Here is a 14,679-nt window from a genome sequence, read left to right as displayed (position 1 = left end):
CCCTATTGCAGTGGCTCGTGGGGCTATGCACTTGTTGTTTGCTACATTTTGTAAGAGACTGGGCCTCTACTTTTCAAGGTGCGCTTGCCGCCCTATAGGCCATGGATGACGAAGATCTGCTTGAGTTCATAGACGGGGCTGTGCCTGCGACCACGGCCAGCCTGCGAGAGCCGTGGCGGATTCTGGTGGTGGACGACGATCCCGATGTGCACGAGAGCACCGCCTACGGCCTGCGCGGCCTGGAAATCGAAGGCCGCAGCCTGCAACTCCTCCACGCGAACTCTGCCGCCGAGGCCTTGGGAGTGTTGCGGCGTGAGCGCGATGTGGCCGTGGTGCTGCTGGACGTGGTGATGGAAACCGACAACGCGGGGCTGGTCACGGTGGTGGCCATCCGCAACGAGCTGGGTTTGGCCCATGTGCGCATCATTTTGCGCACCGGCCAGCCGGGCCAGGCCCCGGAGATCGACACCATCCGCCGCTATGACATCAACGACTACAAGACCAAAAGCGAGCTCACCCGCACCAAGCTCTACACCACGCTGACCGCGGCCATCCGTTCTTATGACCAACTGCGCCGCATCGATGCCAGCCGCCGGGGGCTGGAGAAAATTGTGGCGGCCAGCAACCAGTTCATTGCCGAGCCGGGCCTGCAAAGCTTTGCCGAAGGGGTGATCACGCAGATTGCCGGTTTAGTGGGGGTGGAGCCCGAAGGGGTGGTGTGTGCATGCACGCCCAGGACCGAGGCCGGATCGCATTGCGTGGTGGTCGCTGCCGCCGGGCGGTTGGCCCACCTGATGCAGCACCGCATTACCGATATCGACGACCCGTACATCGTGGCCAGCCTGACCCAGTGCCTGGCTGAGCGCCGCAACCTGCTGGCCGAGCGCAGCGTGACCCTGTTTTTTGCGGGCCGCGAGGGCGGGGATTTCGTGGCATTTGTCTACGCTTCGGCCCCGTTGCGCGATGTGGACGCGCATTTGCTGGAAGTGTTTTGCACCAATATTGCCCTGTGCGCGGCCAATGTGGAGCTGGTGACCCGGCTGCGCAACCATGCGTTTGTGGACCGCATGCTGGGCCTACCCAACCGCACCGCCTTCCTCCAGCACCTGGACGACGCGGTTGCCGCGGGGGGTGCGGCCGGACATGCCATTGGCCTGATGGATGTGGACCAATTTGCCGAAACCAACGACATGTTTGGCCATGGCTATGGCGACCAGTTGCTGGCCGCCATCGCCCAACGGCTGGGCGCGGTACAGGACGGAGCGGGCTTTCTGGCCCGGGTGGCGGGCGATACCTTTGGCCTGTTTGGCCTGGAGTCCAGCGTCAACCCCGAGCGGCTGCGCAGCGTGTTCGAGCAGCCGTTCGAGATCGAGAACGTGCTGCGCCCGGTGTCGGTCTGCATGGGCTTTGTGCGCTGCGACGACACCAACGGCAGCGGCCTGGAGCTGCTGAAAGACGCCTCCATCGCCCTCAAGCGCGCCAAGGAGCTGGGCCAGGGCCGCAGCGCCTACTACTCGGCCGAGGTCGGCACCGTCACCCGCGAGCGCACCCGCATGCTGCATGGCTTGCAGCGCGCGTTTGACCACGAGCACCTGTTCGTGGTGTACCAGCCCCAGGTGAACCTGGCCGATGGCCGTCCCATTGGTGTGGAGGCCCTGCTGCGCTGGCGTACCGACGATGGCAAGTTTGTGCCGCCCGACCGTTTCATCCCCGTGGCCGAGCAGTCCGGGCTGATCGTCACCATGGGAGCCTGGGTGCTGCGTTCGGCCCTGCACGCACTGGCCGCGCTGCGCAGCGTGGGCCCCCAAGGGGGTGCGTTGGGCATCCGGGTGGCGGTCAACGTGTCGTCGGTGCAGTTTGCCCAGCCCCAGTTTCTAGAGTTGGTGGACGAGGCCCTGCGCGACTCTGGCGTGCCGCCCGAATGTCTGGAGCTGGAGATCACCGAGTCGGTGGCGGTGATGGGCATGGAGCGCGTGGCGGCCCTGCTGCGCCAGATCAAGGCGCGTGGCATCGCGGTGGCGATCGACGACTTTGGCACCGGGTTTTCATCGCTCTCCTACCTGGACCGCCTGCCCGCCGACCGCCTGAAGATCGACCGGGCCTTTGTGATGTCGCTGGACTCGGGCCGCCTGGGCGCGCGCATCGCCGAAATGATTGTTCCGCTGGGCCACCAACTGGGCATGCAGGTGTTGGCCGAGGGGGTGGAAACCGAGGCCCAGGCGGATATCTTGCGGGCGCTGGGTTGCGACGAGGCGCAGGGCTACCTGTATGCAAAGCCCATGGTGATCGGAGACCTGGGGCCCTGGCTGGCCCAGCGCCTCGGAGCCCCGCCATGACGCTGCGCCCTTGGTGGGGCGCGCTGCTGGTTAGCCTGCTGCTGGGATGTACGCCCGACAAGCCCATCCGCATCGGCTTCATTGGCGGCCTGTCGGACCGGGCCTCCGACACCGGAGAGGCCGGACGCAACGGCATGGCCCTGGCCGTGGAGCAGCGCAACCAGGCCGGTGGCATCCATGGCCGCCGCATCGAGATCGTGGTGCAGGACGACGCCCAGGACCCCGCCAAAGCCCTGGCTGCCATCCACGCCCTGGTGGCTGCCCAGGTGGACGCGGTGGTGGGGCCGTTCACCAGTTCGGTGGCCGCCGTGGTGGTGCCCGTGCTCAACCAGGCACGCCTCACCACCATCAGCCCCACCGTCACTTCCGGTGATTTTGTAGGCCAGGATGACTACTTCATACGCGTGAACCGCACCACCCGCGACAACGCCATCGACTACGCCCGTTTGCTGTACCAGCGCGGCCAGCGCCGGGTGGCCGCGGCCTATGACGCACGCAATGCCAGCTACTCTGACTCGTGGCGCAAGGAGTTTCGGGCCGCCTTTACGGCCCAGGGCGGGCAATTGGTGGCCGAGGTGGCGTTTGCTTCGCAGGCCGACACCGGCTTCGGCGACATCGTGGAAAAGATGCTGGCGGCCCAGCCCGACGGTCTGCTGTTCATTGCCAGCGCCATCGACGTGGGCCGCCTGGCCCAGCAGGCCGAAAAACGCGCCCCCCATATGCCCGCCAGCGCCTCGGAGTGGGCCGCCAGCGAGTCGCTGATCGAACTGGGCGGCCAGGCGGTGGAAGACCTGCTGATTGCCCAGTCGTATAACCGGGACGACACCTCGGCGCGCTACCTGGGCTTCCACAAGGCCTATCTGGCCCGGTTCGCGCGCGAGCCGGGCTTCAGCACGATTGCCGCCTATGACGCTACCACCGTGCTGCTGCAGGCCATGGAGCGTCAGGAGCGTGGCGAGTCGGTCCAGCAGGCGATCCTGAAATATGGGCCGTTTCAGGGCTTGCAGCAAAGCATCCAGTTCGACCGCTATGGCGACACCCCGCGCAAGGTGTATTTCACCGAGGTGCATGGTGGCCAATTTGTGCTGCTGAAATGACGATTCTGCGGATCTGGCGCCTGCGCAGCTATCTGGCTGGACTGCTGGTGGTCACGATTCTGGTCACCTTTGCCATCGTCGGTTCCGGCATCCTGCTGCTGCGGATTCCGAAGATCGAGGCCGACAACAAGGTGGAGGTGGAACGCGACACCCAAGAAATCGCTGACCGGGTAGAAATTTTGCTGGGCTCGCTGGAGGCCCGCATGGCGCTGCTGAGCGAGGCGTTGGAAGGCATGGATCTGGTGCAGGCGACGGCCATGTTGGAGCGTGCTGCCTGGGATGGCAAGGCCATCCGCGCCATTTATCTGGTGTCCAACGATGGCCTGGTGGAGGCTGCTGGCCTGGTGCCTGCGCTGCGGGTGCGGCGCACCGATGTGCTGGGCAGCGACCTGTCGGCCAGCCCGCTGTTCCGCGCCGTGCTGGAATCGCGCCAGATGGTCTGGGGCGATAAATTCTTGTCGGCGCTTTCGGGGGCCGTTACGGTGGGTCTGGCTTATCCGGTGGGGCGTGACCGCTTGCTGCTGGCCGAGGTGCCGCTATCGTATTTACTGGACACGTTCCAGCTTGCGGCAGGCCAGCGCACCGCGTCCATCTGGCTGGTGGACCGCAGCGGTGAAATCGTGGCCGACACCGACGGCGGGCAGCATGTGGGCACGGTGAATGTGCTGAACTGGCCCTTGATGCAGGCCGCGCTGAGTTTTCAAACCCTGCCCGAGGTGTTCCGCTTCGAGGGCCACACCTTTCACCCGGCAGTCGCGCATTCCACGGCTCTGGACTGGTATTTTGTGGGTGGCATGCCCGCCGGACTGGAGAACGAGGACATCCGGGGGCTGGTGGTGTTGGTGGTGGCCGGTTTTGCGGGTGCCTTGCTGGTGGGTTTTGTGTTGGCCCCGTTCTGGGCCTCGTGGCTGACCCGGCCATTGCGCCGCATCGTCGCGCGCGCCGGGCAGATCACCCAGGGGGCTGCAGGCGGCTCCTGGCCACGGGGGGCCATCCTGGAGTTCAACTACCTGTCGGCCGACCTGGAAAAAATGGCGCTAACCCTGCAGGAGCGTGAGCTAAAGTCGCAAGCGATCTTCAACGCCTCACCCGTGCCCATGTCGGTCACCAGTACCCAGTCTCCGTATGCGCTGCAAGATGTGAACGAAGCCTGGTGCCGGGGCTTTGGGCGCACGCGCGAGGCGGTGTTGGGCCGTACTGCGACCGAGATCGGCATGTGGCGGTCGCAAGAGGAGCGTGCTGCAATGCTGGCCGGCCTCCAGCAGGGCCAGACGGTGGTGGAGGCCTGGATGGTGCGGGGCGACGGGGTGGCGGTGCTGTTCCAGCTGTCCCGGCGGCAGGTGCAGGTGGGGTCTTCGTTCCTGATGGTCTGGGCGGCGGTGGAGATGACCGATATCCGCCGCATCAGCAATGAACTGCGCGAACTCAACACCGAACTCGAAGCCCGGGTGCAGCGCCGTACCCAGGCCCTGGCTGCCGCCAACGAAGATCTGTCGGGTGCGGTGGCCCATTTGCGCGATACCCAGGGCGAGTTGGTGCGGGCCGAAAAAATGGCCGCCCTGGGCGCGCTGGTGGCCGGTGTCGCCCACGAACTCAACACCCCGCTGGGCAATAGCCTGATGGCGGTCAGCGCGCTCACGGACGAGGTGCGCCAGTTCCGCACGGCCATGCACGCAGGCCTGCGCCGCAGCGCGTTGGACAGCCTGCTCGACAGCGTGGACCAGGCCACCGACATCGCCGCCCGCAACCTGCACCGCGCGGCCGACCTGGTCACCAGCTTCAAGCAGGTGGCGGTGGACCAAACCAGCGCGCAACGCCGTCTTTTCGAGTTGCGCGAGGTGGTGGATGAAATGGTGGTCAGCCTGCGCCCCACTTTCGCCCGCACACCCTACAAGATCCGGGTGGATGTGCCTACCGGCTTGCGGCTCGACAGCTACCCCGGTGCCTTGGGCCAGGCGATCGGCAACCTGATCCATAACGCCGTGCTGCACGGCTTCGAGGGCCGGGACCACGGCACTGTGCACATCAGCGGCGGGCGCGACCAGGGTGTGGTCGTGCTGCGGGTGGAAGACGATGGTTGCGGCATATCTCCCGATCTGCTGGACCGCATCTTCGACCCCTTCTTCACCACCAAAATGGGCCGCGGCGGCACCGGCCTGGGCCTGCACATCACCTACAACATGGTGACCAATGTGCTCGGTGGTGGGCTCAGTGTTCACAGCGCGTTGGGTACTGGAACCTGCTTTGAAATGCGCCTACCAGATATGGCACCGCGCACCAGTGGGCCTTCTTCGCTGGACTGATTTCTTGGAATAGGCCGCTCACGCCTATCCAAACTGTGTTTTTAGCTATGTAAAAGATAGCTAATTGCCACGTCGAATTTATATTTCATACAATTCTTACAATGTATTGCATACACTGTATTTGATGATTTATTAAAGATTTTTGCATGCACAATATTTTTATTACAAAATATTGTGCACATTTGAGCTACCAGACAGTAAACTTCCTGTGAACTGTGTAAGAAAAAAACTTTTTCTTACTTTTGTGACTTTTGTCATTTAGTCAATTAGCTTGATTTAAGAGCGGATGGCGGGCATGCCGGATGTCATGGCCATGCGATCCGCGTTGCATGGCAGACCCGCCTGTCCTGGCAGGGTTGCAGCGCTGTTTTAACCACTTCTTTTTTGTATGACCCCTCTTTCCATGACGTGCTTGTGGCGCTTTGCAGTCGGCGCGTTGGCGCTCTGCGCAGTGCCAGCCCTGTTCGGCGCGCAGACCGCACCGGGTACCGCGGTGGGCTATGCGCTGGCCAGTCCGTTGGGAGCCAGGTGGGCCTGGGCCTTGGTGGGCATGATGGGTGTGGTGATGCTGCTGCTGACGGTCTACACCCTGCGGCACTACGTGTTTTCTCTGAACCGGCTGTTTGGCAAGCAACGCCACCCATACGCCAGCATCGTCAGCGCCGACTGGCCACGGGTGACGATCTTTGTGGCCGCCCATAACGAAGAAGACGTGATCCAGGATTGCCTGGAGAACCTGATGCGGGTGGACTATCCGGCAGACCGCTTGGTCGTCATGCCGGTGAACGACCGTTCCAGCGACCGCACCCGCGAGATCGTTGATGCCGTGGTGGCGCGCTTTCCGGGCCGCATCACGCCGTTCCACCGGGTCAGCGGCAAGCCTGGCAAGGCGGCTGCCCTGAAAGATGCCACGGCGCTGATCGACACCGACTTCATCATCGTCTTTGATGCCGACTACATGCCCTCGCGCGGCCTCATCCGGCGGCTGATGGCCCCGTTCTTCGACCCCGAGGTGGGTGCGGTGATGGGCCGCGTGGTGCCGCACAACGTTGGCGCCAACCTGTTGACCCGGCTGTTGGATCTGGAGCGCTCCGGTGGCTACCAGGTGGACCAGCAAGCCCGCATGAACCTGGGCCTGGTGCCGCAATACGGCGGGACGGTGGGCGGCATCCGCATCAGCGCGCTGGAATCGGTGGGTGGCTGGCACGACGACGTGCTGGCCGAAGACACCGACCTCACCTACCGCCTGCTGCTGGGGGGCTGGCTCACGGTCTACCACAACCGGGCCGAATGCTACGAAGAAGTGCCGCAGAACTGGGCCGTGCGCATGCGCCAGATCAAGCGCTGGTCCAAAGGCCACAACCAGGCGCTGGTGCGCCACAGCGGCGCCTTGCTGCGCAACCCGGCACTCAGCCTGATCGAGCGGGTGGACGGATTTTTGCTGCTGGGCGTCTACATGATGTCGCCCATCCTGCTGTTTGGCTGGGTGCTGAGTTTGCTGATGTACTTTACGGTGTCGATGCAGGTGCTGGCCCCGGCATTGCTGCTGATCGCCTTCATGGCGCACAGCGCGCTGGGCAACTTTGCGGCGTTTTTCGAGATCGCCACGGCGGTGCACCTGGACCGATCGCGCCAGCGCATCCACCTGCTGGCGTTTACCTTCATGGGCTTCATTGTCAGTGCGGTGGCGATTGCCCAGTCGGTGCTGGAGCAGTTGCTCTGGGATCGGCTGCCTGGCAAGGGCTTTCACTGGGACAAGACAGTGCGTTACCGCCGTGCGGCGGTGCCGGTCGCCGCTGCGTCTGGCGCCCTGTCCGGGGCTGCCCGTACCACGGTAACCGCAGAGATACGCCCATGATGCTGGCGGTGTTGCTCCTGCTCACGGTGTCGGTCCTGGTCGTGCCGCTGTTGCCTGCGTTGCGCGAGTGGCGGCGGCCTAGGGATGTGGTGCCGCTGCCGATTGACGAGGCCGATGCCCTCGATCCGCCACACCTGGCGCATAGTTTTTCGGCCCTGCTGGCCGATGCGGTTGGCACAGGTGCTACCCACCTGGGGGGCTCTTCAATTACCTATCTGGTCCTGGGCGAAGGCAGTGTCGGCTTGCCTTTGCGGCCTGCAGAGATCCAGTCGGGACGCAGCGACCGGCTCTGGCATATCGACGGTGGTGTCCAGCTGCCGGAGAACATCCATTTCTACGCGGAAGTGTCTGCCTCGGGTGGGCTGCGCACCGCCGCCGACGGTGTCTACCGCGCCTTGTGGGCGGGTGCCACGGCCACGTTGGAGCCCGGCACGACCGTGTTGCGCTGGGCCCATGGGCAGGAGGTGCACATCGGCAACGGTTGTCACGCCACGGGGCGGGTGACGGCCGAAAAGACCGTCACCGTTGCGCAGGGTGTGGACTTCATGCTGTTGCATGCGCCCCAGGTGCTGTTTGTCGGGCATGACGGGCGTTTCCCTGGTCGGCCCCAGGTGGGTGCTGCCCTATGCCTTGCCATCACCGAGTGGCCCACCGGTGTGGTGTGGGATGGCTTGGTGCGCAGGGCCTTTGCCCGCCTTGCCCTGCGAGTGGATGCCTACCGATCGTGGCGGGCCGACATCGTCTGCCTGGCGGATCTGGTGCTGGGTGAATACTGCCAGGCCACCGGCAGCCTGAAGGCCCGCGGTGCCTTGCACGTGGGAGCGGGTAGCCATATCAGCGGCAGTGTGGTGGCTGGCGGGGCGATCCACCTGGGTGCAGGATGCAACGTGCATGGCTCGTTGGTCTCCGAAACCGCCATCGTGGTGGGCCCTGGCTGCACCATCGGCACGCCGCACCAATCGGCGACGGTGGCAGCACCCTGGGTCCGGATTTCCGCGGGAACAACGGTGTACGGCACCATCTGGGCCGAAGAAAAAGGCGAGACCACCCAGCCCGCTGGCGCCGACGCGGACGGCATCGCCCGGGCAGACTTGTCCACATACGGGGCGGTGGTATGACGGCCCCCGAGGTGTGGCGCTGGGTGCGCGGTAGCGTGGTTGCAGGCCTGCTGGCTTGGCTGGCGCTGTGGGCCTGGCCGTACTGGGGTGGGCCACAGACCATGCCTTTGACGCATCTGGCGCTGCTGGTACCCGATGACGTGGCCAGAGACGACCCCACGGTGCAGGCCTGGCTGGATGCGGCCGCAGAAACCGGCTTCCCCATGGAGCTGGTACGGGCCTCGGCGCTGCTGCGCCCGGGCGGCTATCCGCTGGATGCCGCCCTGGTGGTGCCCGACACCGTGCACCGCCATATGAACAGCGCCCTGGTGGCCCACCTGGAGGCCCGGGTGCGGGCCGGTGCGCAGCTCATGCTGGTCCACGACGCTGGCGTCTCCGACATGGACGGCAACTACCACCCTGTGCAGTCGCGTCTGTCCACCTTGGCCGGGGTCCGGTATGCGCTGTATGAAAAGCTGGGGCCGGGCATGCTCAGCGAGCAGGTCGCGTGGGTGGATGGCGTGGCGGTGCCCTGGTTGCGCCTGCCCCCGGGCAAGCTGATGCGCGAGGGCGGCGAGAGCCCCTTGGTCAGCACGCAGCCTGCCCCCCAGGCCGACGAAGAGCTGGCGGTGGTGAGCTACAACTACGGGCGTTTGCGCTACCCGGTGTTTGCGACGTCTGGCAGCTATGACGGCCAGCGCTTGATGCACTTTGAAGGCGGCGGCCTGCTGGCCGGAGTGCGTACGCTGGGCGAGGGCAAGGTGCTGTTCGTCAATTTGCCGCTGGGCTATCTGAAGCTGCGCACCGACGGCTTCTTCCTGCACAGCTTTTTGCGCTACTTTGCGCAAGATGTTGCGCAGTTGCCGCAGCTCTCGGCCATGCCCGAAGCGCAGGGCGCGCTCATCATGAACTGGCACATCGACTCGGCCAAAGCCGAACCCGCGATGGAGAAGCTGCAAGCCCTGGGCATTTTCGAGCAAGGCCCGTACTCCGTGGACCTGACCGCCGGGCCCGATGTGGACACCGTCGGCGACGGCGCGGGCATGGACCTGGACCACAACCCCCGCATGCAGGCCTGGTTACGGCGCTTTGTCGGGCGTGGCGACGAAGTCGGCAGCCACGGTGGCTGGATCCACAACGCTTTTGGTCTGGTGGTCGACAAACAGCCTGCTGCGCAGTCGATTCCGTTGATCGAAAAAAATCTGGCCAGCGTACAGGCCGCTAGCGGCAAGCCGGTACGCGAATACTCCGCCCCGGTGGGCAACCACCCGGCGTGGGTCACGCAGTGGCTGCACGACCATGGCATCCACGCTTATTACTCCACCGGTGATATCGGCATGGCGCCAACCCGCAGCTACCAGGACGAAAAACGCGGACCTGCCGACACCTGGGCCTTTCCGGTACTGAGCTACGGCACCTACGGCACCTTCGAAGATGCCCAGGCCGCGCACCAGTCCGAGCGCGATATTGCCGCCTGGCTCAAAGATGTGGCCGACTACTGCGCCCAGTACCGCACGGTGCGCCTGGTGTATTTCCACCCCCCTGGCATTGCCATGTTTCCGGCGGCCTTCAAGGCCTGGATGCAGCACACGGCCAACCTGCTGCGCAACCAGACCTTGCGCTGGATCACCATGGCCCAGTACGCCGACTTTGCCAACCAGCGGCTGCAGGTGCAATGGACCACCGTCCCGGATGCCCAGCTCCAGGGTGCCCAGCTGCTCAGTGCCAGCCACCCGCATTCGCTGGCCCATATGGCTTGGCTGCTGCCGATGCAGCGCTACGCCGAGCCCGTCGTGCTCGAAGGCACGGCACAGATCGACCACGACGGCCACTACTGGCGTGTGGTGGCGGGCCCGTCCGCCACCTTGCGCCTGCGCCTGCCCGCATTGACAACCCAGCCCCTCCCTGCTTCCGCCACGGTGAAACAACCATGAATACCCCCGTCCTCCAACGCCCCATCCTCATCTCGGTCGGTACCCGCCCGGAAATCATCAAGATGGCCCCGGTCTACGCCGAACTGCGCCGCCGCGGCATGCCCGTGGCCTGGGTCCACACCGGCCAGCACCGAGAAATGGCCGACACGCTGTACACGTTCTTTGACATCCAGCCCGAACACGAAGTGGTGCTGCAGCGGCGCAACGCCAGTCTGGCCCACCTGAACGCCTTGCTGCTGGAAGGCCTGGCCGATGTGTATGAGCGGGTGCAGCCCCGGGCGGTGCTGGTGCACGGCGACACCACCAGCACCCTGGCCTCGGCCCAAGCTGCCTTCTACCTGGATGTACCCATTGGCCACGTGGAAGCCGGCCTGCGCACCGGCAACCCCCGCGAGCCTTTTCCCGAAGAAAAGAACCGCGAACTTACCGCCCGGCTGGCCCGCTGGCATTTCGCCCCCACCGCCGGTGCAGCGGCCAACCTGGACAAGGAAGGTGTACCGGGCCACGCGGTACATACCGTGGGCAATTCGGCCGTGGACGCCGCACTGTCCGGTACCGCCCGCCTGGAGCAACTGCTGGCCGATGGCACGCTGGCCTTGCCCCTTGAGCTGCGAGCCCTGCAGCCACACTTGGCGCACTGCAAGCTCATGACCGTTACCGCCCACCGCCGCGAAAACTGGGGTGCGGGCATCACCCATATCGCCCGCGCCGTGGGCCAGTTGCTCACCCAGCACCCCGACCTGGCCGTGGTCTGGCCAGTGCATGGCAACCCAGCGGTGCGCGACACCGTGTATGCCGAGCTGGGCGGTCTGGCCGCTCGTCTGGGCGGGCGGCTCACGCTGTGCCCGCCGCTGGACTACCCAGCGCTGCTGTGGTGCCTGCAGCGCAGTGCGCTGGCCCTGACCGACTCGGGCGGCATCCAGGAAGAAGGGGCGGCCCTGTCCTGCCCGGTGCTGGTGCTGCGCGACACCACCGAGCGCCCCGAGCTGATCGAGGCCGGTGCCGGCATGATTGTGGGCACCGATACCGACCGCATTGTGCGCACCGTAGCCCAGCTGCTGGACGACGGCCGGTTGCTGCAGTGCATGCGCCAGGCGGTGAACCCGTTTGGCGATGGCCGCACCGCCGCCCGTATCGCCGACGTACTGGCCCGTGATCTCGAAAGCTCTCCATGCGCGTGAACCTGAAGCTCCACACACTCCAGGCCGCGACCGGCTTGGCCCTTGCCGTGGCCGCAGGGACCGTGCGGGCGCAAGACCTGCCGCCGGTCACCTGGGACGTGCAGGCCAACCACAGCCAATTGTCCGCGGGGCTACCGGACGGTGAATCCCTCTCGGTCCGTGCCAGCGTGCCTTTGCCGCAAGGCAACAGCATGACTGCCGAGCTGATGCAGGAGCGCAAATTCGGTGCCAAAGGCGGTGTCTTGGCACTGGCCTATACCCGAGTTCTCAACCCGGACTGGTTTGCCACGGGCACACTGGTGGTGGGCAACGGCGGGCCTAATTGGGCCAAATGGCGCACCGATATGCAAATCTCTGCCAAATGGCTGGAGCAGCGCCAACTGGTGACCTCGGGCGCGCTATACCACGCGGTGTTTGACGGTGGGCGCAGTGACTCCGGGCTGCGCCTGTCGGCCGCCCTGTACCTGGCCGACCCGGCTGTGCTGGAGGCCGGGGTGACCTTCAACCTGAGCCAGCCCGGCAGCGTCAACTCGGACATGCCGTATGTGGCCCTCACGCTGGGGCGCGAGGGCCAGCAGTACCTCAGCTTGCGTGTTTCCAATGGCACCGAGGCCTACCAGGCGCTGGGCACGGGCGTGCAGTTGGTCAACTTCCACAGCCGCACCGTGGGTGCCACCTGGCGGCGCTGGGTCGGTCCGCAGTGGGGTTTCACCGCCCAGGCCGAACACTACCGCAATCCCACCTACCAGCGCCAGACACTGGGCCTGGGTCTGTTTGCGCAGTGGTAGCACCCGCCATGTCCCGGCCCAAGCCTTCTATGCCCCCGGAATCGATGCTGGGCCTGCGCCTGCGTGGTCACCTGGGCGGAGCAATTCCCCCGCACCGGGCGATATCCCGCCTGCACCTGCCACGCCGACGCCTTTGGGTCGGGCTGACCCTGGCTGTGGTGTTGACCGTGCTGCTGGTGCTGCTGCGCCCCTGGGTGGCGCAGGCCTGGGCGCTGGAAATCGTGTGGTGGATGCAGGCACTGGAGCTGCCTGGCCATTTTGACGTGCAGGGCCGTGGCGGCGATGGCGTGCTGGCGCTGGCCGTGCCGTTCATCGACGTGCAAATGGGGGCCCCTGACGGCTGGGCACCGGTATGGCACGGGCTGGCGGCCTTGTGCCTGTGGTGGGCCGCAGGCCGGATGTCCGATGCGGCCAAGCCTGTGGCCTATTTGCTGCGCTTTGCGGTGTTGATCCACGGTGCATCGGTTCTGTTCTTCATCTTCTGGCCTGCCAGCTTTCCGCACTCGGTGGATTTGCACACTGGCAGTGGCTTGCGCCAGGCCTGGCACTTGATGCTGCTGGCACCGTGGATTCACCTAGCCACCTACTACCTGTTTCCGTTCGCGCTGTGGCAGCGCGCGCTGGTGACGGCCTTGAGCTGGCTGTTCCTGTTGGTGCTGACCCCGCTGCAATATGCCCTGCATGTGGCGCTGATCCAGCATCTGGGGCTGGTGGTCATGCCGCTGTTGCATCTGCTGTTTGGCGTGATGCTGGACATCATCGGTTTTGTGGCCCTGTACGGTTGGGCCATGGGCTGGACCCTGCAGGAAGATGCGCATGCGCAGGAGTGACATTGCCGCCGTGCTGGCGACCAGCATCGCTTTGTGGACCGGCGCTGCGGGCGCACAAGGCGTGGCCGCAGGCCCGCTGGCCTGTCGACCGGGTGGTCTGGTGGATGCCGAGTTCCGCGACGCGGCCTTGCAGGCACTCGACCGGCTGGTGGTGCGTGCGCCCGGCCATAGCGCCGACGGTGCCATCAAGGTACACCACTCGCCCGGCCATCTGGACCCGCAAGGAGCCGTATGGCATTACGTCTCGGCCTACCAGGTCAACCTCGCTCTGGTGGGTGCCCTCCGGGTCGCGCCGCACTGGGCCCCTACCGCCGCCCAGTGGCTGCGCTGGCAGGCAGGGCATACCACCCGGACCGGTCCGTCCGAGAGTGTGGTGTTCGACCACTGGGTACGGGCCAGTGATTTGCAGGAATCCACCTGTCCGCCCGGCAAGAGTGCACGCGCCTGCCCACAGGTGGATGCCTATGACAGCACCGCCGCGTCGCTGTTGCTGATGGCCTATGCGTATGCCCAGGCCACGGCAGACAGCACTGTGCTGCGTGAACCGCCCGTGCGCCGCGCCCTGGAAGAGGCTGCTGCGACCTTGGTCCGGCTGACCCAGCCCAACGGCTTGCCCTGGGCCAAGCCCGACCACCAGGTGGCCTATCTGATGGATGCGGTCGAGGTCTCGGCCGGCTGGCGTGCCTGGGCCCAGCTCCAGCGCGATGTCTACGGCGTTCCACAGGCCGCCAAAAACAGCCTTGCGATGGCGCAGCGTACGGATGCTGCGGTGCAAAAAAACCTGTGGCACGCGCCTAGCCAGACCTGGCGGGTGAGTCTGGACGCCGGCCAGCCCCAGTTCACGCATTGGTATCCCGATAGCGTGGCCCAGGCCTGGCCGCTGCTGTGGATGGACGGTGCGCACGCCGAGGGCAGTGCAGCCGTGGCACGGGCGCAAAGCGTATGGCGCCAGACCGCGGCCCACTGGCAAGGGCGTGCCGGTTGGTCCCAGCGCAATGTCGATCCCGAAGGCTTCTGGTGGCCCGCCGTCGCGGTAGCTGCGCGCTGCGTGGGCGATGACACCGCCGCTGCCGCCTGGGTGGCTCGCGCCCGTAGTGCCTGGCTGCGTCCTGACGCACTGTTTGCCTGGCCGTTCCAGGTGGCTGACTTGCAATGGCTGTTGTGGTTGGCCGAACCGGTGCCTCCGCCGGGCGCGCCTGCTTTTTAGGTGGTTTCTGTGTTGGTTCTTGGTTTCGTCGTTTAATTTTTGGAGGTT

The 14,679-nt window shown here is 65.4% G+C and carries 10 protein-coding genes; all 10 read left to right on the top strand.

The window, feature by feature from the left end:
* The first annotated feature begins 101 nt into the window (after positions 1–101).
* Positions 102–2,336, top strand: a complete 2,235-nt coding sequence (locus tag AB3G31_RS21870; protein WP_367848144.1) for an EAL domain-containing protein — start codon at positions 102–104, stop codon at positions 2,334–2,336.
* Positions 2,333–3,433, top strand: a complete 1,101-nt coding sequence (locus tag AB3G31_RS21865; protein ID WP_367848143.1) for an ABC transporter substrate-binding protein — start codon at positions 2,333–2,335, stop codon at positions 3,431–3,433. Before AB3G31_RS21870 ends, AB3G31_RS21865 begins: the two co-directional genes overlap by 4 nt.
* Positions 3,430–5,736 carry an ATP-binding protein gene (locus AB3G31_RS21860; RefSeq protein ID WP_367848142.1) on the top strand — a complete coding sequence of 769 codons (2,307 nt, stop codon included), beginning with the start codon at positions 3,430–3,432 and terminating at the stop codon, positions 5,734–5,736. Before AB3G31_RS21865 ends, AB3G31_RS21860 begins: the two co-directional genes overlap by 4 nt.
* Positions 5,737–6,286: 550 nt before the next feature.
* Positions 6,287–7,594, top strand: coding sequence for a glycosyltransferase (locus tag AB3G31_RS21855; RefSeq protein ID WP_367850401.1), 1,308 nt, complete (start codon positions 6,287–6,289; stop codon positions 7,592–7,594).
* On the top strand, positions 7,591–8,712 hold the full coding sequence (locus AB3G31_RS21850; RefSeq protein ID WP_367848141.1) for a hypothetical protein: 1,122 nt from the start codon (positions 7,591–7,593) through the stop codon (positions 8,710–8,712). Before AB3G31_RS21855 ends, AB3G31_RS21850 begins: the two co-directional genes overlap by 4 nt.
* The gene (locus AB3G31_RS21845) at positions 8,709–10,625 is read left to right on the top strand and encodes a hypothetical protein (RefSeq protein WP_367848140.1); all 1,917 of its coding nucleotides are present in this window, start codon (positions 8,709–8,711) and stop codon (positions 10,623–10,625) included. Before AB3G31_RS21850 ends, AB3G31_RS21845 begins: the two co-directional genes overlap by 4 nt.
* Entirely contained in the window at positions 10,622–11,806 is a 1,185-nt protein-coding gene (wecB, locus tag AB3G31_RS21840) for a non-hydrolyzing UDP-N-acetylglucosamine 2-epimerase (RefSeq protein WP_367848139.1), read from the top strand. Before AB3G31_RS21845 ends, wecB begins: the two co-directional genes overlap by 4 nt.
* Positions 11,797–12,594: a YaiO family outer membrane beta-barrel protein gene (locus AB3G31_RS21835; protein ID WP_367848138.1), complete on the top strand. Its 798-nt coding sequence runs from the start codon at positions 11,797–11,799 to the stop codon at positions 12,592–12,594. Before wecB ends, AB3G31_RS21835 begins: the two co-directional genes overlap by 10 nt.
* Before the next feature lie 29 nt (positions 12,595–12,623).
* Positions 12,624–13,424 carry a hypothetical protein gene (locus AB3G31_RS21830; protein WP_367848137.1) on the top strand — a complete coding sequence of 267 codons (801 nt, stop codon included), beginning with the start codon at positions 12,624–12,626 and terminating at the stop codon, positions 13,422–13,424.
* On the top strand, positions 13,411–14,631 hold the full coding sequence (locus AB3G31_RS21825) for a hypothetical protein (RefSeq protein WP_367848136.1): 1,221 nt from the start codon (positions 13,411–13,413) through the stop codon (positions 14,629–14,631). Before AB3G31_RS21830 ends, AB3G31_RS21825 begins: the two co-directional genes overlap by 14 nt.
* Positions 14,632–14,679 lie beyond the last annotated feature (48 nt).

Source organism: Rhodoferax sp. WC2427 (genome assembly GCF_040822085.1).
Taxonomy (GTDB): Bacteria; Pseudomonadota; Gammaproteobacteria; order Burkholderiales; family Burkholderiaceae_C; genus Rhodoferax_B.
The sequence above is the reverse complement of the archived record's forward strand: the minus strand, read 5'-3'. Positions and strand labels throughout refer to the sequence as shown.